Origin of the sequence: Musicola paradisiaca NCPPB 2511 (genome assembly GCF_000400505.1) — a bacterium.
Taxonomy (GTDB): domain Bacteria; phylum Pseudomonadota; class Gammaproteobacteria; order Enterobacterales; family Enterobacteriaceae; genus Musicola; species Musicola paradisiaca.
Window position 1 is genome coordinate 174,643 of record NZ_CM001857.1, and the last position, 21,081, is coordinate 195,723.

The 21,081-nt window shown below is 56.6% G+C and carries 22 protein-coding genes; 10 read left to right on the forward strand and 12 right to left on the reverse strand.

Annotated elements, in window-relative coordinates; translation table 11 throughout:
• Positions 1-90: 90 nt before the first annotated feature.
• Positions 91-732 (forward strand): orotate phosphoribosyltransferase, encoded by a 642-nt coding sequence (gene pyrE, locus DPA2511_RS00795; protein ID WP_012763795.1) that lies wholly within the window; start codon positions 91-93, stop codon positions 730-732.
• 41 nt (positions 733-773) lie between these two features.
• On the opposite strand, the gene slmA is transcribed toward pyrE, so the two are convergent.
• The 4 genes from slmA to DPA2511_RS00815 all read right to left on the reverse strand — a co-directional run bounded on the left by slmA (position 774) and on the right by DPA2511_RS00815 (position 3,801).
• Positions 774-1,370 carry a nucleoid occlusion factor SlmA gene (slmA, locus tag DPA2511_RS00800; protein ID WP_012763796.1) on the reverse strand — a complete coding sequence of 199 codons (597 nt, stop codon included), beginning with the start codon at positions 1,368-1,370 and terminating at the stop codon, positions 774-776.
• Between the two features lie 107 nt (positions 1,371-1,477).
• Positions 1,478-1,936, reverse strand: coding sequence for a dUTP diphosphatase (dut, locus tag DPA2511_RS00805; RefSeq protein ID WP_012763797.1), 459 nt, complete (start codon positions 1,934-1,936; stop codon positions 1,478-1,480).
• Positions 1,920-3,155, reverse strand: coding sequence for a bifunctional phosphopantothenoylcysteine decarboxylase/phosphopantothenate--cysteine ligase CoaBC (gene coaBC / locus DPA2511_RS00810; RefSeq protein WP_012763798.1), 1,236 nt, complete (start codon positions 3,153-3,155; stop codon positions 1,920-1,922). The genes dut and coaBC overlap by 17 nt, the downstream gene beginning before the upstream one ends.
• Positions 3,156-3,315: 160 nt before the next feature.
• A complete protein-coding gene (locus DPA2511_RS00815; protein WP_012763799.1) occupies positions 3,316-3,801 on the reverse strand; it encodes a ferritin-like domain-containing protein in 486 nt (161 codons plus the stop codon).
• Positions 3,802-4,009: 208 nt separating this feature from the next.
• On the opposite strand from DPA2511_RS00815, the gene radC reads away from it, so the two are divergent.
• The 4 genes from radC (at position 4,010) to mutM (ending at position 6,214) form a co-directional block, all read left to right on the forward strand.
• Positions 4,010-4,675: a RadC family protein gene (radC, locus tag DPA2511_RS00820; RefSeq protein ID WP_012763800.1), complete on the forward strand. Its 666-nt coding sequence runs from the start codon at positions 4,010-4,012 to the stop codon at positions 4,673-4,675.
• A gap of 238 nt (positions 4,676-4,913) precedes the next feature.
• Positions 4,914-5,150, forward strand: a complete 237-nt coding sequence (gene rpmB / locus DPA2511_RS00825) for a 50S ribosomal protein L28 (protein WP_012763801.1) — start codon at positions 4,914-4,916, stop codon at positions 5,148-5,150.
• Between the two features lie 11 nt (positions 5,151-5,161).
• Positions 5,162-5,329, forward strand: coding sequence for a 50S ribosomal protein L33 (rpmG, locus tag DPA2511_RS00830; RefSeq protein ID WP_012763802.1), 168 nt, complete (start codon positions 5,162-5,164; stop codon positions 5,327-5,329).
• A gap of 75 nt (positions 5,330-5,404) precedes the next feature.
• Positions 5,405-6,214, forward strand: coding sequence for a bifunctional DNA-formamidopyrimidine glycosylase/DNA-(apurinic or apyrimidinic site) lyase (gene mutM, locus DPA2511_RS00835; RefSeq protein ID WP_012763803.1), 810 nt, complete (start codon positions 5,405-5,407; stop codon positions 6,212-6,214).
• A gap of 240 nt (positions 6,215-6,454) precedes the next feature.
• Here mutM and coaD read toward each other — a convergent pair whose 3' ends face one another.
• Genes coaD through waaA form a run of 3 tightly spaced genes read right to left on the reverse strand, consistent with a single transcriptional unit; the run spans position 6,455 to position 8,992 of the window.
• The gene (gene coaD, locus DPA2511_RS00840) at positions 6,455-6,934 is read right to left on the reverse strand and encodes a pantetheine-phosphate adenylyltransferase (RefSeq protein ID WP_012763804.1); all 480 of its coding nucleotides are present in this window, start codon (positions 6,932-6,934) and stop codon (positions 6,455-6,457) included.
• The gene (locus tag DPA2511_RS00845; protein WP_012763805.1) at positions 6,924-7,715 is read right to left on the reverse strand and encodes a glycosyltransferase family 2 protein; all 792 of its coding nucleotides are present in this window, start codon (positions 7,713-7,715) and stop codon (positions 6,924-6,926) included. Before DPA2511_RS00845 ends, coaD begins: the two co-directional genes overlap by 11 nt.
• Positions 7,715-8,992 carry a lipid IV(A) 3-deoxy-D-manno-octulosonic acid transferase gene (gene waaA, locus DPA2511_RS00850; protein ID WP_023638091.1) on the reverse strand — a complete coding sequence of 426 codons (1,278 nt, stop codon included), beginning with the start codon at positions 8,990-8,992 and terminating at the stop codon, positions 7,715-7,717. Before waaA ends, DPA2511_RS00845 begins: the two co-directional genes overlap by 1 nt.
• 568 nt (positions 8,993-9,560) lie before the next feature.
• Between waaA and DPA2511_RS00860 the strand changes: the two genes are divergently transcribed.
• Genes DPA2511_RS00860 through DPA2511_RS00870 form a run of 3 tightly spaced genes read left to right on the forward strand, consistent with a single transcriptional unit; the run spans position 9,561 to position 12,994 of the window.
• Positions 9,561-10,685, forward strand: a complete 1,125-nt coding sequence (locus DPA2511_RS00860; RefSeq protein WP_012763807.1) for a glycosyltransferase family 4 protein — start codon at positions 9,561-9,563, stop codon at positions 10,683-10,685.
• Positions 10,686-11,795, forward strand: coding sequence for a glycosyltransferase family 9 protein (locus DPA2511_RS00865; RefSeq protein WP_012763808.1), 1,110 nt, complete (start codon positions 10,686-10,688; stop codon positions 11,793-11,795).
• Positions 11,792-12,994, forward strand: a complete 1,203-nt coding sequence (locus DPA2511_RS00870; protein WP_012763809.1) for an O-antigen ligase family protein — start codon at positions 11,792-11,794, stop codon at positions 12,992-12,994. Before DPA2511_RS00865 ends, DPA2511_RS00870 begins: the two co-directional genes overlap by 4 nt.
• 141 nt (positions 12,995-13,135) lie before the next feature.
• Here DPA2511_RS00870 and DPA2511_RS00875 read toward each other — a convergent pair whose 3' ends face one another.
• From DPA2511_RS00875 to rfaD, 5 genes are read right to left on the reverse strand one after another with little or no spacing between them, the layout of a single operon-like run.
• Positions 13,136-14,254, reverse strand: coding sequence for a glycosyltransferase family 4 protein (locus DPA2511_RS00875; protein ID WP_012763810.1), 1,119 nt, complete (start codon positions 14,252-14,254; stop codon positions 13,136-13,138).
• Positions 14,251-15,336 carry a putative lipopolysaccharide heptosyltransferase III gene (gene rfaQ / locus DPA2511_RS00880; RefSeq protein ID WP_012763811.1) on the reverse strand — a complete coding sequence of 362 codons (1,086 nt, stop codon included), beginning with the start codon at positions 15,334-15,336 and terminating at the stop codon, positions 14,251-14,253. Before rfaQ ends, DPA2511_RS00875 begins: the two co-directional genes overlap by 4 nt.
• Positions 15,337-15,348: 12 nt before the next feature.
• Positions 15,349-16,317: a lipopolysaccharide heptosyltransferase RfaC gene (rfaC, locus tag DPA2511_RS00885; RefSeq protein ID WP_012763812.1), complete on the reverse strand. Its 969-nt coding sequence runs from the start codon at positions 16,315-16,317 to the stop codon at positions 15,349-15,351.
• Positions 16,314-17,366 carry an ADP-heptose--LPS heptosyltransferase RfaF gene (gene rfaF, locus DPA2511_RS00890; RefSeq protein WP_012763813.1) on the reverse strand — a complete coding sequence of 351 codons (1,053 nt, stop codon included), beginning with the start codon at positions 17,364-17,366 and terminating at the stop codon, positions 16,314-16,316. Before rfaF ends, rfaC begins: the two co-directional genes overlap by 4 nt.
• A gap of 32 nt (positions 17,367-17,398) precedes the next feature.
• The gene (gene rfaD / locus DPA2511_RS00895; protein ID WP_012763814.1) at positions 17,399-18,331 is read right to left on the reverse strand and encodes an ADP-glyceromanno-heptose 6-epimerase; all 933 of its coding nucleotides are present in this window, start codon (positions 18,329-18,331) and stop codon (positions 17,399-17,401) included.
• 275 nt (positions 18,332-18,606) lie between these two features.
• On the opposite strand from rfaD, the gene kbl reads away from it, so the two are divergent.
• Together kbl and tdh are read left to right on the forward strand one after the other, a co-directional pair.
• Positions 18,607-19,803, forward strand: a complete 1,197-nt coding sequence (kbl, locus tag DPA2511_RS00900) for a glycine C-acetyltransferase (RefSeq protein ID WP_012763815.1) — start codon at positions 18,607-18,609, stop codon at positions 19,801-19,803.
• Positions 19,804-19,814: 11 nt separating this feature from the next.
• On the forward strand, positions 19,815-20,840 hold the full coding sequence (gene tdh, locus DPA2511_RS00905; RefSeq protein WP_012763816.1) for an L-threonine 3-dehydrogenase: 1,026 nt from the start codon (positions 19,815-19,817) through the stop codon (positions 20,838-20,840).
• The last annotated feature ends 241 nt before the right edge of the window (positions 20,841-21,081 follow it).

Consider the following 21,081-nt stretch of genomic DNA (forward strand, 5'->3'; position numbering starts at 1 on the left):
TTTTATGGTGCGCGACGGTCAGACGGTACGCGCCAGATATTTTCACGGGCTGCTTTCGGCAGCCTTGTCACCACAATAGAGAGGTCGTCAATGAAAGCCTATCAGCGCCAGTTTATTGAGTTCGCGCTCAGCAAGCAGGTATTGAAATTCGGTGAGTTTACCCTGAAATCCGGGCGCACCAGCCCCTATTTCTTTAACGCCGGATTGTTCAATACCGGGCGTGATCTGGCCTTGCTGGGGCGTTTCTATGCCGCTGCGCTGGTGGACGCCGGTATTGAGTTCGACGTGTTGTTCGGGCCGGCTTACAAGGGGATTCCGATCGCCACTACCACCGCCGTGGCGTTAGCGGAGCACCACGATCAGGATGTGCCTTACTGTTTCAATCGCAAGGAAGCCAAAGATCATGGTGAAGGCGGCAACCTGGTCGGTAGCCCGCTAACAGGGCGGATTATGCTGGTGGATGATGTGATTACCGCGGGAACCGCGATCCGTGAATCGATGGAGATTATCGCCGCGCAAGGGGCAACGCTGGCGGGCGTGTTGATTGCGCTTGATCGTCAGGAACGGGGCCGTGGCGAATTGTCCGCGATTCAGGAAGTTGAGCGTGATTATCATTGCCGGGTGACGTCCATCATCACTCTCAATGAGTTGATTGGCTATCTGGCTGAAAAACCGGAGATGGCTAGTCATCTGGCGGCGGTTCAGGCGTACCGTCGGCAGTACGGAGTCTGAGGGCAGTACGGCACGCCACGTCGGTGTGGCGGCCCGTGCCTTTACTGGATTTGCGCGGCCAGCAGCGGCCAGCGGGTATCGAAGTCCTGCGTCGGCAGGTAGCGAAACTCGGAACGGGTAAAGCGAGAGAGCATGCCTTCACAGAAGGCCAGCAACTGGCTTGCCAGCAGGGTTTCATCGTGTTGGAACGCTTGGCCGCTGCGTAGCTTGTGCTCGCGCAATACTTGCCGAAGCTGGGATTCAATCCGCTCAAATAATTGATTGATGCGTCCTTGCAGCCGGTCTTGTTCAAACATCAATGCATGGCCGGTGAGGATGCGTGTTAAACCGGGGTTTTTTTCCGCAAACCCCAAAATCAGCAGCAGGATCAACCGTAGTCGATTAAATGTGTCTTTTTCGTCCTGCAAAATCAGATTGATACGTGTCGTCAGGCTGTCTTCGATAAACTCGATCAAGCTATCGAACATGCGGGTTTTGCTGGGAAAGTGGCGGTAAAGCGCGGCTTCGGAGACGCCGACGCTGGCGGCCAGTTTTGCGGTGGTAATGCGTTGGCTGCCGTCGCTGGATTCCAGCATTTGCGCCAGCGCCTGCAAAATTTCCTCTCGGCGGTTCTTTTTCGTGTTTTCTTTCTCTGCCATGTCAGAAAAAACCCTTGGTAAATATTGATGGATAAGCATCGGACGGCGCCACAGTCGCAACACACGCTGTGGCTTATCGTTCTTTGGGAGGCAGGGAAGGCCGTATATCAGTGACGGCCGGAATGACCGAACCCACCGTCTCCTCGTTCACTGCTGACAAAATCGTTAACCAGATTAAATTCGGCCTGTACGACCGGTACAAACACCATTTGGGCGATACGCTCGCCAGGTTGTACGGTGAAGGATTGGTTGCCGCGATTCCAGACGGAGACCATCAACTGCCCCTGGTAATCGGAATCGATCAGACCGACCAGATTACCCAGTACCACACCGTGTTTGTGGCCCAAACCGGAACGGGGAAGAATGACGGCGGCCAGTTCCGGGTCGGCGATGTGAATGGCAAGCCCGGTGGGAATCAGCGTAGTGGCGCCGGGCGCCAACGCGATCGCGCTATCCAGGCAAGCGCGCAGATCCAGCCCGGCCGAGCCCGGCGTAGCGTAAGTCGGTAGCGGGAACTGTTCCCCGATGCGCGGATCAAGAATTTTTACGTCAATTTTTTTCATCATAACGGCTGACAATCTCGTCGATTAGCTGCTGGCCCAGTTGGCGTTTGCTGCCTTGCGGCAACCGCTTGTCGCCTTCGGGCCAGAAAAGGTGTAGCGCATTGTTGTCCGAGTTGAAACCACTGTCGGTCAGGGACACATCGTTCGCACAGATCATGTCCAGCTTTTTGCGGGCCATTTTCTGACGCGCGTATTCTTCCACATTAGTGGTTTCGGCAGCAAACCCGACGACATAAGGGCGGTGTTCAACCATAGCGGCGACTGCTGCGATGATATCCGGATTCTTCACCAACGTGACGCACATTTCGTCTCCGTGCCGCTGGCTTTTCTTGATCTTTTCGCTGGCGACGGCCTGGGGACGATAATCGGCGACGGCCGCGCAGCCGATCACGATATGTTGCTGCGCCGCGCGCGCCATAACGGCTTGATGCATATCCTGCGCGCTGATGACGTCGATCCGGGCGACGTTGTCGGGCGTCGGCAGGTTGACGGGGCCGGCGACCAGCGTGACATGCGCTCCGCGTTCAGCGGCGGCTTGCGCGATAGCGAACCCCATTTTCCCAGAGCTGTGGTTACTGATAAAACGCACCGGATCCAGCGCTTCGCGGGTCGGGCCGGCGGTAATCATAATATTGAGGTGTTGCAGATCGTTGACGCGGGAAAAATGCTGTTCGGCGCGAGAGACGATCTCGCGCGGATCGATCATCCGCCCTGGCCCGATATCGCCGCAGGCTTGGCTGCCGCTATCCGGCCCCCAAATGGCGATGCCGCGCGAAGCCAGGGTGTCCAGATTCTGCTGGGTGGGCGCGGCGCGGTACATCTGTTGGTTCATCGCCGGGGCAATGGCGATGGCGCCCGGCGTGGCGAGGCACAACGTGCTCAGGAGGTCATTGGCCATGCCGGCGGCGATGCGCGCAATCAGATCGGCGGAAGCGGGCGCCAGAATGACCAGATCCGCCCATTTACCCAGTTCGATATGCCCCATCGCCGCCTCGGCGGCGGGATCCAGCAAGTCATCGGCCACCGGATGGCCGGAAACGGCCTGTAGCGTCAGCGGAGTAATAAATGCCTTGGCGGCTGGGGTCATCACGACGCGCACGTCAGCCCCTTGTTCCCGTAACCGTCGTACCAGTTCCGGGCATTTGTAGGCGGCGATGCCGCCGCTGATGCCCAGCAGAATGTGTTTGCCGGAAAGTCCGTGCAGATTGGATAACGCTGTCATCGTTGTATCCGCTCGTCAGCCAAAAAGAGCCCGTATTTTATCATAGTGTTGGGAAACCATCCTGATGATGATGGCGTTCTTTGGATCGCGGTTTTTACCCGCAGGCGTTGCGGCCATGCTCATGGTGATGGGCATGGCTGTAACAGGCAAGGCCAAGACATTATTGGCACTGTTTAAAGGCAGGCAGGTGATTATTTTGGGAAGCGTCACGCAGCCGTTGAAACACGAGGGTGATGTCCTGATGTGCGCTGACTGTTGGAAGCAACGTTTTTTCATACAACGCCTGATTGGCGATTTCCGCATCGACGCCCATTTTACACGCGGCCTTCAATGTCGCCGGGACGGTATTTTTAATTTCTACGCTGCCGGATAACACATTCGGTGGTATGGGAATGCCATATTTTTGCATGAGTTGTGCTAATGCATGGGCATGATTCTGTTCAGCTTTAACGATGTGACTAAACGGAGCGACTTGACCAAATTTCTCGATAACCGCCGCATAAAACGCTTCGGCGTGGTACTCATCATGGAGCGCTGTCTGGAGTGCGGTTTTAGCCGCATTATCCAATGGTTGCCGGGCATAAAGCGGAGGGGCGGATAACGCGATGAGTAATAAGCAAGCATTGCTAAAAAATCGACTTTGCATCGGTAGGGGACTCCCGTGTGGTGTGCCAATGTGATTGGTTAATAATTTTTATCATTGCTATGCAGTGGAAGAGCGTGAGCGGTCTCTGATTTATGGGGATACATTCCGTTGCGGAAATCATTGCGGGCTACGCCGCAATCGCGCTATTACGTGGTCGAAGGTGGTTTTCCGTCGTGGGATGATGCAGCCATTCTGAGAGGGAACGGTTATGAAATGGAATGATGGATGTGCACCGCGTGAAAAATTGATGTCCTTTGGCGTAGAGACGCTTAGTGATGTTGAATTGCTGGCAATTTTTTTGCGCACAGGGGTTGAAGGTATTCATGTGATGGAGCTGGCGCAGCATTTATTACAGCAGTTTGGCTCGCTGTATGGCTTGATGACGGCCGACTGGACGGCGTTTAATGCTGTGCGGGGGGTCGGTCTGTCCAAGTATACCCAACTGCAGGCGGTGGCGGAGTTGGCCCGGCGTCTGTTCTCGTGTCAGCTGGCGCAAGAAGACGCCATGCTGAGTCCGGAAGTCACGTTGCAGTATCTGCAATTGTTGCTGGCGCATCAGGAGCGAGAGATTTTTCTGGTGATGTTTTTGGATAATCAGCATCACGTCATCCGGTATCAGGAAATGTTCGCCGGCACCATCAACTCAGTGGAGGTTCATCCCCGGGAAGTGGTGCGCGAGGCGCTCAAATCGAATGCGGCGGCGCTGATTCTTGCGCATAATCACCCCTCTGGTAGGGCAGAGCCCAGCCAGGCTGACCGTAGGATTACCGAGCATATCGTCAACGCTTGTCGGTTGTTGGAGATTCGGGTGCTTGACCATCTGGTAATCGGACGCGGCGAGTACGTTTCTTTTGCCGAGCGCGGGTGGATTTGAGGGATATTTCCACGATCCTAGGCGATCTTTGGTTGTTCGGGACTTGAGCGGATTCGCTTCAAAGCGTATACTACGCCACCTTTGAGAATCTTGGGTGTGGCATTAAGAGCCTATCTCAGCAGGTTTAGCCTGATGACAGAGTCTTAATCAGTGAAGTTGCTGAGATGGGCTCTAAGCCTGACGAGGCGGCCAACACCCTCTACGAAGCTCGAGCTGATTTGATTTTTGGAGAATAGACATGTCCCGAGTCTGCCAAGTTACTGGCAAGCGTCCGGTGACCGGTAATAACCGTTCCCACGCGATGAACGCGACCAAACGCCGTTTTCTGCCGAACCTGCATTCACACCGTTTCTGGGTTGAAGGCGAAAAGCGCTTTGTGACGCTGCGTGTATCTGCCAAAGGTATGCGTGTTATTGATAAAAAGGGTATTGAAGCGGTTCTCGCCGATCTGCGTGCCCGTGGTGAAAAGTATTAAGGAACTGAATCATGGCTAAAGGTGTTCGCGAGAAGATCAAGCTGGTTTCTTCTGCTGGTACTGGTCACTACTATACCACTACGAAGAACAAGCGCACGATGCCTGAAAAACTGGAACTGAAAAAATTCGATCCGGTTGTTCGTCAGCACGTCGTCTACAAAGAAGCTAAAATTAAATAATTTTAGTGGATGCATAAAAACCCGGCTTAGGCCGGGTTTTTTTATCCGTAACGTTCAGCGATGACAGGAGGGTGTATGCCGGAATTACCGGAGGTTGAGACCAGCAGACGGGGGATTGAACCCTATCTGGTCGGTCATACCATTCTCTATGCGGAGGTGCGTAATGCCAGATTACGCTGGCCGGTATCTCCTGAAATTCTGTCGTTGAGCGATACGCCGGTGCTGAGCGTACAGCGGCGCGCCAAATATCTGCTGATTGAACTGACGTCCGGCTGGATGATTGTGCATCTGGGGATGTCAGGCAGTCTGCGGGTACTACCGGAGTACATTGAGCCGGACAAGCATGATCATGTCGATCTGGTGCTGGATAGCGGGAAAGTGCTGCGTTATACCGACCCTCGCCGTTTTGGCGCCTGGTTGTGGAGCCCAGATCCATCAACCAGCCCGGTACTGGCGCACCTGGGGCTGGAGCCATTGGGAGCGGCGTTTACCGGCGAATATCTGTTCTCACAGTCGCGCGGCCGGAAAACACCGGTGAAACTGTGGATCATGGATAACAAGCTGGTCGTGGGTGTTGGGAATATTTACGCCAGCGAATCGCTGTTCGGCGCCGGGATCCTGCCTGATCGACCCGCGGGCTCCCTGAGTGAACAGGAAGCACATCGTCTGGTCGCCACCATCAGAGCGGTACTGCAGCGTTCCATTGAGCAAGGCGGGACAACGCTGAGAGATTTTCTCCAGTCGGACGGCAAGCCGGGGTATTTTGCCCAGGCATTACAGGTTTACGGCCGCACCGGCGAGCCTTGCCGCCAGTGCGGTACACCGGTTGAAAGCGTGAAACAGGGGCAACGCAGCACCTTTTTCTGCCGACATTGCCAGCATTAGGATGAGGCGAGATCCGCGATGCCGACGTGGCGAGTGCGGGGGTTTTTCCCCGGTTCATCTGCCTCCAATGTGCGGCGTATTTTTCGACGCGACATAAGCGGCGAGTGCGGGGTGATGAGACGCCGCCTTAATCTCCGCTCGTCGCGAGAACTGTCTGCGGCGTCGTCGGGGCGGTATCGATCCTAACCGGCTGGCTGTTGTGCCCGCCGTTTGCGCAGGTATCGCAATCGGAAAAGGGATTCAGAGCAGTTTCTGGCTTAACGCCGCTGTGATCGGGGCCGGTAAAAAATGGGATACGTCGCCGCCGTGACGCGCAACCTCCTTCACCAATGTGGAGGAGATGAACGACCATTTTTCCGACGGCATCAGAAACACGCTTTCCAGCGTTGGCATCAGGTGTGTATTCATCTTGGCCAGCTGTAGTTCGTATTCGAAATCTGAAATCGCCCGCAGGCCGCGCACCAGAATGGTCGCGTGTTGCTGTTTGGCGAAACTGGCCATCAGATCGCTAAAACCAATCACTTCCACATTTTTCAGATGCCCCGTGGCTTGCCGGGCCAGTGCGACGCGCTCATCCAGAGTAAATAACGTGTTTTTGCTGGGGCTGGCGGCTATCGCCAGTATCAGGTGATCGAACATGCGCGCCGCGCGGGTGAGCAAATCCAGATGACCGTTGGTCAGCGGATCGAAGGTGCCGGGGTAAATCGCTCTAGTCTTCATGGTGCTGGCCTTGGTTGCTGAGGTCGCGCTGCTGGTTCAATGCCCACAGGCCAGTATATTTGTTAAAGGTGTACTGTGCATTAACGAGCGCCAGCAAAAAACCCTGTTTCCCGTCCAGCACCCCGCCGCGCAGCAACCAGGTTTTGACGAAGGCGCCCAGGGTGTGAGTCAGAATGGACAGATAGCCGCAGCGTTTCCCCTGCCGGAAGCGTGCCCGGGCCCAGCTTTCGGCATACGCATGTTGTTTTTGCTGGAAGGTGAAAAAATCGCGACACGTCAGATGCTTCAGGTCGCCTTGCAACGTGACGACGCGGGCATTGCCGTAGGCGAGGGATTCGTGCACATCGTTGTCATTGTAATGGTATTGCCGGGAATAGAGACGGATCACATGGTCGGGATACCAGCCGCTGTGGCGCATGAAGCGCCCCAAAAACAGATTGCGGCGGGCACAGCGATAAACGGTATCGGCGGCGGATGATACCAGTACGGCTTCGATGGATTGGCGCAGCTCAGGAGTCACTCGTTCATCGGTATCCAGCATGAAAATGTAATCGCCGCTGGCGTACTGTTGCGCCCGCTGTCGCTGTTTGCCATAACCGGGCCAGTCCGTCGTCTGATGGACGATAGCGCCGAATTGACGTGCGACCTCCACGGTATCGTCGCGGCTGCCGGAGTCCAGCACGATGATTTCATCAGCCCAGGCGACGGAAGACAAACAATCGGGCAGCAATTCAGCCGCATCCCGGCTGATGAGTACCACGGAGAGACGTTTGCGACTCATTACTGGCTCCGGGGCGGTAGATAAGGCTCAAGCAGGGTCAGCAAGCTTTGCAGCGCGCCCTGATTCTTGTGCAGTACCTCTACTGCATGGCGGCCGTAATAACGGCGGTAATCCTCATCGGCAAGCAGATTGGAGGCTTGCTCCACCAGCGAGCGGGTGTCTGTGACGGTAATCAGGCCGTCGGATTCCCGCAGCCGGGCGCAGATATCCTTGAAGTTGAAAATATGCGGCCCCATCAGCACCGGAATCGCATGCGCGGCAGGTTCCAGCGGGTTATGACCACCGCGTTCGATCAGGCTGCCGCCGACAAACGCCAGATCGGCGATGCCGTAAAGCAGCATCAGCTCTCCCATGGTATCGCCAATCACCACATGAGAACTGGCTGGAGGAATGGCGCCTGAGCTGCGCAACGTGTACTCCAGGCCAGCTTTTTTCACGATAGCTTTCGCGTCGTCGAAACGATCCGGGTGACGCGGCACCAGAATCAACAGCAGGGTGGGGAAACTCCTGAGCAACTCGCAGTGCGCATCGATAATGATTTTTTCTTCGCCTTCATGGGTACTGGCGGCTATCCATACCGGGCGTTGCGATGCCCATTGACGACGCAGCGTGACGGCGCGCGCCGCCAGTTCCGGCGTGACGGAAATATCAAATTTCAAGCTGCCGGTGACATTGAGCTGGCTGCGCTTGAGGCCCAGATCGATAAAACGTTCGCCGTCTTCCGCATTTTGCACGGCGATCAACGTGATGCGGCGCAGCAACGCGCGCATAAAACCGCCCAGTTTACGGTAGCCGTTGGCCGAACGTTCCGACAGCCGGGCGTTGGCGATAATCAGCGGGATATGGCGTTGGTGCAACGCCTGGATCATGTTTGGCCAGAGTTCGGTTTCCATCACGATCACCAGACGCGGCTGAATATGGTTCAGAAAACGTGACATTGCGCCGGGCAGATCGTAAGGCAGGTAAACGTGGTAAACGTCTTTGCCGAAAGCAGAAAGCGCGCGTTCCGAGCCCGTGGGGGTCATGGTGGTGACGGTGATTGGCAAAGAGGGATAACGATGGCGCAATGCCCGCACCAGCGGCACCGCCGCCAGCGTTTCGCCGACCGACACGGAGTGCAGCAGTATGCCTTCGGGTTTTACCTGATTCTTGTAAAAACCATAGCGTTCGCCCCAGCGTTTACGATATGCGGGAATCTTGCGGCCCCGGAGCCAAAGGCGCAGCCAGATTAATGGCTGGATCATGTAAAACAGAAGGGTATACAGCGTTTGTAACATAATCATCGGTATTATTATCAGAGATAGCGAATTCTATATATTTATGGCGGGTAAATCTATCCTTTTAGCCGGAGGGCAAATTTGGTGTGATTTCTTATGTGAAAACAGATAATTATCTTTATGGTATTTACCTCAGACAGAAATGGTTGTTCGCGATACGTAGATAGTACCGATGTGGAATGTTAATTAATTTGAATATATTGCAGATGTATTTTGAAACAAAAAATCGAATTTATTATTTTATTCTGCAAATAGAAATAATGTTTTTATAAAATTGAAAGCAATGGAAAATATGATTATGGGGTTGATGGATGGTTATTTTTTTAATGATGACGGGGTAGGGGGAATTCAGAGGAAATACATTGTTATTTAACTGCGATTTAAACAGTGAACGGGATAGTCGGATACCATTGAACTGACATGCTTGATTATTGGGATATTATCTCATTTCCCGCAGAAACCCGGCCGCTGGAGCGCGGCGAAAGTATTTTGTACAGGATTATTGCGGGCCATTCATGTATTATGTGCGCCTCATGATTTAAGGTTTATATGATTAAGGTATAAAAAGATGTTAGACACATCTTTAAATATATTACATACCGAGTCCTCCTGCGGGTGGGGCGGGCAGGAAATCCGTATCCTGACGGAATCTCAGGGTATGATGAAACGCGGCCACAAAGTGACAATCCTGTGCTGCCCACATTCCAATATCTATCGTGAAGCCCAGGCGCGCGGTATTGCCGTCGTAGGATTGCCGATCGAGAAAAAGCGTTTTTCCGCCCTGACAGCATTGACCGGCTGGCTGAAACAGTACGGTTGCGCGTTCGACGTAATTAATACGCACAGTTCGACCGATGCGTGGCTGGTCGGTGTCGCGGGGCTGATTTTGGGCAAACGTCTGCCGCCGATGGTGAGAACGCGCCATGTATCCACCGACATCAACCAGTCCTTCACCACCCGCTGGCTTTATTTAAAGGCGACTCGCCACATTGCCACCACGGGTGAGCGCCTGCGCCAACAGTTGCATCGCGATAACCGTTATCCTCTGACGCACATGACATCGGTGCCTACCGGTATTGATTTGGATTTTTACCGGCAGCACTCCCGGCAGAACGCGCGTCAGACCATCGGCATACCGGAGCGCCCAACGCTGGGGATCCTGGCGACGATGCGTTCCTGGAAAGGCCACGCCTATCTGCTGGACGCCTGGCAGACGTTGTCGAAGGATTTTCCCGACTGGCAATTGCTGATGGTGGGCGATGGGCCGCAGCGCTCGGCGCTGGAACAGCAGGTGGCCTCGATGGGGTTGTCCGACAATGTCCTGTTCCTTGGCAATCGCGACGATGTGCCGGACTGTCTCAATAGTATGGATGTGTTTGTCCTTCCCTCCTACGGCAACGAAGGGGTGCCGCAGAGCATCATGCAGGCAATGGCCTGCGGCCTGCCGGTGGTCTCGACGACAGTAGGCGCGATTGATGAAGCGGTGGTCAGCGGCGAAACCGGTTATCTGATCGCCCCGAAGGATGCCGTTCAACTGGCGTCAACACTGCGTCAACTGATGGGTGACGATGCCCTGCGCGTCCGGTTTGGTCAGGCGGCGTTACAACGCGCGGCCACATGTTTCGGGGCTGACATCATGCTCGACAGAATGACGACCATTTTCCAGAACAGCTTGCGGACACGTAACCAGTAAATGAGTAAGTTTGCCGCCCGGTTGCAGATATTCCCGCGAGCAGCGTTGCGGTTACTGATGAAGTTCCGGCGGCGTCGGCCGCAGCGGGTGTCGCGGATTCTGGTCGCCCATAATCTGTTGCTGGGCGACACGGTGATGCTGACGCCGCTGCTGGCAAAGCTGCGGCGCAATTATCCTGATGCGGACATCGTACTGTTGTGCAAACCGCCGTTTGCGGAGGTTTACCGGCTGAATCCTTATGGCGTATCGCTGATGCCGTATCACCCTGCGTCGGCGGCATCGGTGAAGGCGATTGTTCGCAGCGGGCCTTACGACCTGGCTTTCGTGCCGGGGGATAACCGCTATAGCTGGCTGGCGCTGGCGGCGGGTAGCCGTTGGATCGTGGCGCATACGCCGGCAAAGCCGGACGTCAAATCCTGGCCGGTTGACGAATTTGTCGCTTATCCGCAGATGCCGACGGCGTGGAGCGACGCGGTGGCGGACATGACGCATGGCGACACGCCCGTACCGTTGGCGTGGGCGTTGCCGGATGTGGATCTCGGCCTGCCGGACTCGCCTTATGTGGTCTTGCACGTTGGCGCCAGCAACTCCGTGAGGTTTTGGCCTTCCGAACGCTGGCTGGCGCTGGCGGATTGGCTGGCAGGCGAAGGGTTTACACCGGTGTGGAGCGGTGGGGGGAACGAACGTCATATTGTTGACGCCATCGATCCGACACGCCGCTATCGCAGTTTTGCCGGAGAACTGTCGCTGTCTCAGTTGTTGACCCTGCTGGCACATGCGCGTGTGCTGATTTGCGCAGATACCGGCGTGGCGCATCTGGCAAAGTGGGTCGACACACCTACCATGACGTTGTATGGCCCAGGGAATCCAACGGCCTTCGGGCCGGGGCAATTCTGGCAGGCCAACCCCATTATCAATGTAGGGTTTATCCCTATTGCCTGTCGCGACCAAAAAACACTGTTCAGCCGGCAACTACCCTGGCTGGAGCGGTGCAATCGCAATGAAAAAAGTTGTCTACAATTTTGCGACGGCCATTCCGCTTGCATGAAGGGCATCGTGCTGGCGGAAGTTCAGACCGCGTTTATCCATTTATTGAGAAACACCCGATGACACAGCTCTCGTTTTCCCCACGACGTCCTGATAACCGCGTGATGTATTTTCTGAGTGCGCTGGCTATTTTTGTCAATCCGCTGTTCGAAGCCCCTAAAAATATTGTTATGGCCTCGATGCTGCTGTGGTTTTTCTACAAAATAGGCACGGACAGACGATCTCGTCATTGGTCCGGCTGGGATACTTTTTTTATCCTTTATGTTTTGTCGTATGTCGTGGCGCTGCCGTTTTCCTATTACCACACCGATATTCGTTCGTTGACGGACGTGGCGCGTTACATTTTGTTCGGCTGGCTCATCTATCGGGCCAACTTCAGCGCCCAGCAGAAATTGGGGCTGGTATTCTGGGCGGTGATGGGGACGGTCGTCGGTCTGATCTACGGCGCGTGGGATCATTATTACCTCGATCATGGGCAATTCTGGACGTTGAATTCGGTTGGCCACGTCAACCACGCCGCGATTTATAACGCCATCATCTGTGGTATGGCGTTGACGACGCTGTTCAGTCACTGGACGTCATTTTCCGCCGGCCGCCGCTTGTTATGGCTTGCCATGTTAGCGCTATGCCTGGTGTATGTAGCGTTTGGCGAAAGTCGGGCGACGTTCGGCGCAATCCTGGCTGTCGTGTTGTTTTTGGGGCTTGGTTTCGCCAGAAAAAGCAAAAAATTCCTGTGGGTGCCTACGCTGTTTATCGTGGGGATGATCGGCGTGGCGATCCTGAGCAATGCGCGCGTGGTGGTCAAGCAGGAACAAAATGATCTAGAAAACAATATGTTGAGCTATCGGGATACGATCTGGCGCTCTGCTTTTGATACCTTCAGGGAGCATCCGTTGTTCGGCGTAGGTAAGGAAAACTTCATCGAAGTCGGCATCAAATGGCAAGGGGAAGTGATGTTTCCTCATGTTTCTCATGCACATAACATTTTCATGAACGTGCTGGCGGAGAATGGCATCTGGGGCGAACTCTGGCTCCTGGGGCTGTTGGGCGCCATTGGTCTTTCGTTGTTGCGCTGTTTGCCGAAGCGTAACGCGATGCCGGTTTCCTGGCTATCCTGGGGGATGGCCTGCTCCGCGTTCGGGATCACCGTGATTGTCGGTCTGGTGAATACGACGTTTCATCATGAGCATGCCAATTTGGCCATGCTGTGTTTTGCGTTGTGGATCAGTCAGTACCGTTATGATCGCCAGCGGTTTATCTGATGGGGCTAAGGCGCTCGCCATCGCCTTCTACCGTAATGCTGTAAGGGCGAAGCCGGGTTCCTGAGCGGAACCCGGTGTTGGGCCGGACTCCGTAATCATGCATAACGGCGGTTTTGGCGATGACGTCGGTGCGAGGCAGCCCTAGATAAGCCGCTCGTAAAGCTTGAGCATGTTGTCGCTCAGAAAGGCGAGGTTGTAGGTTTCCACCTTGGCGCGGGCCTGCGTACCCAATGCGTCGAACCCTGCGTCGCAGGCTGCCGTTACCGCTTGTGCCAGCCCGTCATAATCCAGCGAATCACATACAAAACCGTTCACTCCAGCCTGAATGAATTCCTTGCCGCCGCACTGTGAGGAAGTGATCACCCCCAAACCGCTCGCCATGGCCTCCAGCACCACATTCGGAAAGGGATCGTAGAGCGTCGGCAGCAGTAGCATATCCGCTGCGCCATAGTAGGGGCGGGTGTCGGATTGCATACCGGCAATGTGCACGCGATCCGCAACACGCAACCGTTGCGCCAACCGTTGATAGCGGCGCACATGCTTATCTTTTCCGACCACCAGTAAATGCGGCTGATGACGGGCGCCGGCGATGGCATGGATCGCTCCTGCCAGCCCTTTGCGCTCGAAGCCGGAACCGACAAACAGCATCAGCGGCGTATCATCGGCGATACCGAGCTGCTGACGCACGGCGCGACGATGGGTTTGTCGCAGCGACGGGGTGAAGCTATCGGTGTTGACGCCGTTGTAAATCAAATGAATTTTTTCTTCCGGTACGCCGAAATAACGTCGAATCTCGTCGGCGACCATTCGGGAATTGCAGATCACCGCTTTCAGCGCCGGATGCTGGTACATCGCCTGTTCCTGCGCCATAACATAGCGGTGGAAACCGGACCACCACAGCAGTTTGCGTTGCAGCGGGTTGAGGATGCGCGAGCGCTGCGTCAGCCACTCCTGATGTACGCCGTCGCCGGCACGGTAAATGTGGCAACCCGGAATGCGTTCGTGGCTCTGCACCAGGTCAAAGTCGGCAAAATGCCGGGCCGCTTCAACGGCAAAAGCGCTTTCCCGCTGAATACGCCCGGTAATACGCGGATCGCAGATGATAACCTGGCGATCCGACTGCGTGCTGCCTTCCCAACTGCGGGTAATAATGCTGATATCCAACGAGCGATGCTGACCGAGCGCATCCAGCGCCCGGGAAACGAAACGCTCGGCACCGCCGTCGGGGCGATATTTCTGCCTGACGATCGCCAGTTTCATGCCTGTGCCTCCAACAATGCGGAGTCGATAGCCAGCAGCACTTGCTGCACGCTGATCTGTTGCAGACAGTCACTAACCTTGCTGCCGCCGCAGCCGTCCTTGCCGCAAGGGCGGCAGTGATGGCGTTCGGAAACAATCACCCGGTTGACGGTCATCCAGGGCGACCATTCGGTTTCGCCGCTGGGGCCGAACAACGCAACCACCGGTGTTTGCATCGCCGAGGCGATATGCATCGGCACCGAGTCAACTCCCAGCAGCAACTGGGCCTTGCCGATAAGGCCGGCCAGCTCTTTGAGCGATAGCTGACCCGCCAGATCCAGCACCGGGTATTCCAATCTCGATTTAATTTCGGCGATCATCGCCATCTCGCTGTCGGCAGGCGAAGCGCTAAGCACAATGGTGTGCCCCTGCCTGCAGAGATGGTTGATGGTTTCCGCCATGGCGCTGCTTTTCCAGCACTTGAATAGCCAGCGTGACGTCGGGTGCACGACGATGAACGGCTGCCCCTGCCAGTGCTGATCGCGCAGTTTCCGTTCCACCGAACGGTCGGCCGTCTCGCCGCTCACCAGCCGCAAACGACGTTCGTCCATCTCCGGTTGGATCCCCAATACCCGCAGGGTATCCAGATGGGATTCCACGGTATGGCGGCGTGAAATGCGCGGGACGCGAAACTGGAAGGTATTGCGCCAGAACGAGAGCTTATCGCGCCCGGCGTTGCGGAACGTCACGCCAGCCGGGATCCTGGCCAGCCGGGCTATCCAGAAGCCGCGCATGCTTTCAGTCAGGTGAATGATGAGGTCGTAACGCTGCTGGCGTAGCGTTTTCAGCAGTTCCCACTCTTTGGCTATATGCCGGAAGGGCCCGAGTTTTTTCCATTTCTTGTCTACGGTATAGAGCTGGTCGATCGCCGGGTGCAACGACAGCATTTCTGCGGTTTCCGCAAACACCAGCGCGTCGATACGGGCCTCCGGATAGCGTTGACGCAGAATGGAAAACAACGGAGAGGTCAACAGCACATCGCCGTGGTGACGGAATTTGGTAATCAGGATGCGCCTGAATTCAACGTTGCGCGGTGAGGTCACAATAGAACCGCCTTATTCAATCAGAGGAATACAGAGCTGCCAGACGTTTGCGGCGTCGAGATCCGCCAGGTTGCGGCTATTCGCCGGTCGGCAGACGAGCTGATGTTTGCCATAACCGCCGATCAACCCCGGATCGGTCGGGCCATAGAGCGTGATGTTGGGGCGATCGAGCGCCGCGCTCAGATGGCTGAGGCCGGTATCTACCGACACCACCGCGCGCGCCCCGGCCAGTACGGTCGCCACCTGTTCCAGCGTCAGTTTCGGCAGGACGTCGACGTGGGGAAAACCCGCGGCCAGCCGCAGCGCGCGTTGGTGCTCGTGCTCTGCGCCCCAGGGCAGTTTGATGCGTAATCCACTGGGGGCGGCCAGTGCGATCAATTTGCGCCAGTGCGCTTCGGGCCAATGTTTTTCATCCCGCGTGGTGGCGTGCAGAAAAACCAGATAGCGCCCGGCATCGGCGGGCGGCGTGGTCAGGAAGCGCGCGGCAATCGCGTAGTCGCCCTGCTCTGCGGGTTTGCGGTAATTGAGGCTGACGGCGAACAGTTCACGGATACGCTCTACCGCGTGCAACTGACGAGCGACCGGGTGGCGATACTGATAAAACCAGCTCGCCAGCGGTTCGCGCACACTTTTCCAGTCAAGGCCGTGCCGTGGGCCGCGAGCCAGACGAGTGACCAGCAGCGTGCTTTTGAGCAGCCCCTGAGCGTCGATGACCGCGTCGTAGCGCTTTTCCCGCAGTTGCGTTTTGAAGCGGGCTCTCTCCCGGCGTACCGGGCCGCTGAACCAGTGTTTGCGCCAACGCCGGATGGCGACGGGAATGACGCGATCGACAGCGGGATGCCAGCCGGGGATCTGGGCAAACCCTTCTTCCACCACCCAATCGAACTGGAGGCCGGGGATGATATTCATCGCGTCGGTCAACGCCGGCAACGTGTGCAGGACATCGCCCATGGACGAGGTTTTGACGATCAGCACCCTCATGCGGGTTCTCCCTGTCCGGGCAAATAATCGGCCAGTGCAGCCAGCACTTGCGAGGGCTGTATGTCGATCAGACTTTGGTGGTATCCCTGTTCGGCATCGCCCTTGCGCACCCGGTGGTAGCCGGTAATCAGCCGGATAACCCGAGCCTGATGGGACAGCGGCGGCGTGAAATCCGGGCTGCTGGGGCCATACAGTGCGACCAGCGGCCGGCCGAGCGCGGCGGCGACGTGCATCAGGCCGGAATCGTTACTGACGACGGCCTGACAAGCGGCAAGCAACACCACCGCCTGATCGAGCGAGGTCTGCCCGGACAGATTAATACAGTATTCACGGGTACTCTCGTCGAGCGTCTGGCGGATATCTTCTCCGGCCTGACGATCATTGGCGGAGCCGAACAGGATGACCTGATAACCCTGTTCAATCAGCCTCTGCGCCAGCGCGCCGTAATGGTAATGCGGCCAGCGTTTGGCGGGGCCAAACTCCGCGCCGGGACAAAAACCGATCGATGGTCGCGCATCCATCAGATTGAACGCGGACGTAACATCGGCGATCTCCGTTTCACTGACCTGCAACTGCGGCCACAACAGCGGTTGCGGAAGGTCATCAGCCCGGCGGATGCTCTCCCGCGCATAGGCCAGCGCCACGTAACGCTGCACCATCAGGGGAAAGGCCGTTTTGTCGAGGGGCCGGATGTCGTTGAGCAGACCATAACGCATTTCGCCGCGCCAGCCGGTGCGACGAGGGATGGCGGCAAAAAACGGCACCAGCGCGGACTTGAAGGAATTGGGCAGCACAATGGCGCGATCGTAATCCTGCTCCCGCAGGCCGCGCCCCAACTGGCGGCGCTCTCTCAACGCCAGTGCGCCATGGCCCAACGGCATCGCCAGCGCCTGGTTGACTTCGGGCATCCTGGCCAGCAATGGGCGACACCAGGCGGGAGCCATCACGTCAATGATGGCATCCGGATGCTCGGCCTTAAGGGTGCGATACAGACTGTGGGACATCATCATATCGCCCACCCAAGACGGGCCGATAACCAGAATTTTCATAACCGTTAGAGGTTCCTTGCGCTAGAGCGAAATCAGACGCTGCGATTCAGCCAGGCCATATAATCGGCCACGCCTTCCGCCACCGTTTTGAACGGTTTGTCATAGCCGGCGCCGCGCAGGTTGGTCAGATCGGCCTGGGTGTATGCCTGATAGCGGCCTTTCAGTTTTTCCGGGAAAGGAATGTACTCCAGGCTGCCTTGCTGATGGTACGCCAGTACCGCATCGGCCACCGCCTGGAAGGACTCGGCGCGGCCAGTACCACAGTTGAAAATGCCGGAAACGCCGTGTTGCCAGAACCACAGGTTGACGGCGGCGACATCGCCGACGTAGATGAAATCACGTTTAAAGTTCTCGCTGCCGGAGAACAGTTTCGGGTTTTCACCCTGATTGATCTGGTTGTTCAGATGGAACGCCACGCTGGCCATGCTGCCTTTATGGCCTTCGCGCGGGCCGTAGACATTGAAATAACGGAAGCCACATACCTGAGAATCCGCATCCGGCAGAATGTCGCGCACGTACTGATCGAACAGGAATTTGGAATAGCCGTAGACGTTCAGCGGTTGTTCGTACTGGCGATTTTCCACGAAGTTGTCGACCCGGCCGCCATAGGTGGCGGCGGAGGACGCATAAAGGAAGGGAATGCTGCGTTCCAGACAGTAGTGCAGCAGCTCCTTTGAGTATTGGTAGTTGTTTTCCATCATATACTTGCCATCCCACTCGGTGGTGGAAGAGCAGGCGCCCTCGTGGAAAACGGCATCGATATCGCCAAAATCATCGCCGGCCATAATACCGGCGATGAAATCTTCTTTGTCCATGTAGTCGGCGATATCCAGATCGACCAGATTGACGAATTTAGTGCCGTCCTTGAGGTTATCAACCACCAGAATATCCCGGTGTCCGGCGTCATTCAGCGCCTTCACGATGTTGCTGCCGATGAAACCGGCGCCGCCAGTCACGATAATCATGGGAGTTACCTTGTTTTCAGTTTGCTGATGGAGCACCGTGCTCCACACTGGTTGACCGCTATAATAGCATTTCATTTCCCTGCAGACAGCCTGCGGCCATTTCTCCAGCGTTTTCCTGCGAAAAGGTTCGCATTAACCCTGTGCGTGAGATGACACTTTGCACATTCTTCATCAGCCGGATTCGCAGTTCTTCACTATTTTGGGCGTATCCAGCAGCGAAACGCCGGTGTTCTATCGTAGAGTGGTTTCCGGTTCTGGTTTAAGGAGCAAGCGATATGCCTTCGTCTTTTTATCAACAGCTGAATTCTCAACTGGCGTCCGTGCGTGCCGACGGACTCTTCAAGGACGAACGTATCATGACGTCCGCCCAGCAGGCGCAGATCTCCCTATCACAGGGGGACGAGTTGCTCAATTTTTGCGCCAACAACTATCTCGGCTTGGCCAATCACCCGGCGCTTATTGATGCCGCCAAGGCGGGATTGGACAGCCATGGCTTCGGCATGGCGTCCGTGCGTTTTATCTGCGGCACGCAGGACAACCATAAAGTGCTGGAGCATCGGCTGGCGGCCTTCCTCGGCATGGAAGACAGCATTCTTTATTCTTCCTGCTTCGACGCCAACGGAGGATTGTTCGAAACCCTGATGGGGCCGGACGACGCCATCGTTTCCGACGCCCTGAATCATGCGTCGATAATCGACGGCATTCGGTTGTCGAAAGCCCGACGCTATCGCTATGCCAACAATGACATGCAGCAGTTGGAGGCGCGCCTGAAGCAGGCTCGCGCCGACGGCTGTCGATACATTCTGATCGCCACCGACGGCGTTTTCTCCATGGATGGCGTTATCGCCAATTTGCACGGGATTTGCGATCTGGCCGAGCGTTACGATGCGTTGGTGATGGTGGACGATTCCCATGCGGTGGGCGTTGTGGGGGAAAACGGTCGCGGTACGCACGAATACTGTCAGGTCATGGGGCGGGTGGACATTATCACCGGTACGCTGGGTAAGGCGCTGGGCGGCGCATCCGGCGGCTATACCGCCGGCCGGCGTGATTTGGTGGAGTGGTTGCGTCAGCGCTCGCGGCCTTATCTGTTTTCCAACTCGCTGGCGCCGTCGATCGTATCGGCATCGCTGCGGGTGCTGGATCTGCTGGAGGACGGAAATGAACTGCGCCAGCGGTTGTGGCGCAACGCCGCGTTGTTTCGCGAACGGATGACGGCGGCGGGGTTCCAACTGGCGGGCGCGGATCACGCCATCATCCCGGTCATGCTGGGCGACGCTCGCCTGGCGCAGGCGTTTGCCGCCGCGTTGCAGCAGGAGGGCATTTACGTCACCGGCTTTTTCTACCCGGTGGTGCCGCACGGACAGGCGCGGATTCGCACTCAAATGTCGGCAGCGCACACGCCCGAACAGATAGCGCAGGCGGTGGCGGCCTTTATTCGTGTCGGGCAACGGCTCGGCGTCATCGGGTAGGGAGAAAGCGTATGAAAGCGCTGGCGAAATTGCGACCGGAACCCGGCATCTGGCTGACGGATGTGCCTCAGCCGGAACCCGGCCATAACGATGTCATGATTAAAATCCGCAAGACGGCGATTTGCGGTACGGATGTGCATATCTATAACTGGGATGCCTGGTCGCAGAAGACCATTCCGGTGCCAATGGCCGTTGGGCATGAGTACGTCGGGGAAATCGTCGCGATCGGCCAAGAGGTGGAGGGATTTCATATCGGCGACCGGGTGTCCGGCGAAGGGCACATCACCTGTGGCTATTGCCGCAACTGCCGGGCCGGGCGCCGCCATTTATGCCGCAATACCGTGGGCGTCGGGGTGAGCCGCCCCGGCGCGTTCGCCGAGTATCTGGTGATCCCGGCCTACAATGCGTTTCGTATTCCCGATGCGATCCCTGATGATATCGCCGCCATTTTCGATCCGTTCGGCAATGCGGTGCATACGGCGCTCTCCTTCGACCTGGTCGGGGAGGATGTGCTGGTCAGCGGCGCCGGGCCCATCGGCGTGATGGCGGCGGCGATTTGCCGACATGTCGGTGCGCGTCATGTCGTGATTACCGATATCAATGATTACCGTTTGGCGCTGGCGCGCCGGATGGGCGTCACCCGGGCGGTGAACGTGGCGCGGGAGTCGCTGGCGGAAGTCATGCGCGAACTGGGGATGACGGAAGGTTTTGACGTAGGTCTGGAAATGTCCGGCGCGCCGTCGGCGTTTCGCACACTACTGTCGGTCATGAACCACGGTGGGCGCGTCGCCATGTTAGGCATTCCCTCGGAGGCCATGGCGGTGGACTGGAGTGAAATCATCTTTAAAGGGCTGGTGATCAAGGGGATCTACGGCCGTGAAATGTTCGAAACCTGGTACAAGATGGTAGCGCTGATTCAGTCCGGGCTGGATTTGTCGCCGATGATTACCCATCGTTTTGCCATCGACGATTTTCAACAGGGGTTTGACGTCATGCGTTCCGGGCAGTCCGGCAAGGTGGTGTTGAGCTGGGATTAGTCGACGAGCGCCCTGAAAACGAGGCCGAGAGCATCGCGTGTGTCCGTCGCTCGTGCAGCGCCGCAAGCCGGGCGATTCTGATCGGTGACACGGTTTTAACAGTGACGCGGTTTTAACAGTGACGTCGGTTTTAACAGTGACGCGGTTTTAACAGTGACGCGGTTTTAACGGTGACGCGGTTTTAGCAGTGACGCGGTTTTAACAGTGACACGGTTTTAACAGTGACACGGTTTTAACAGTG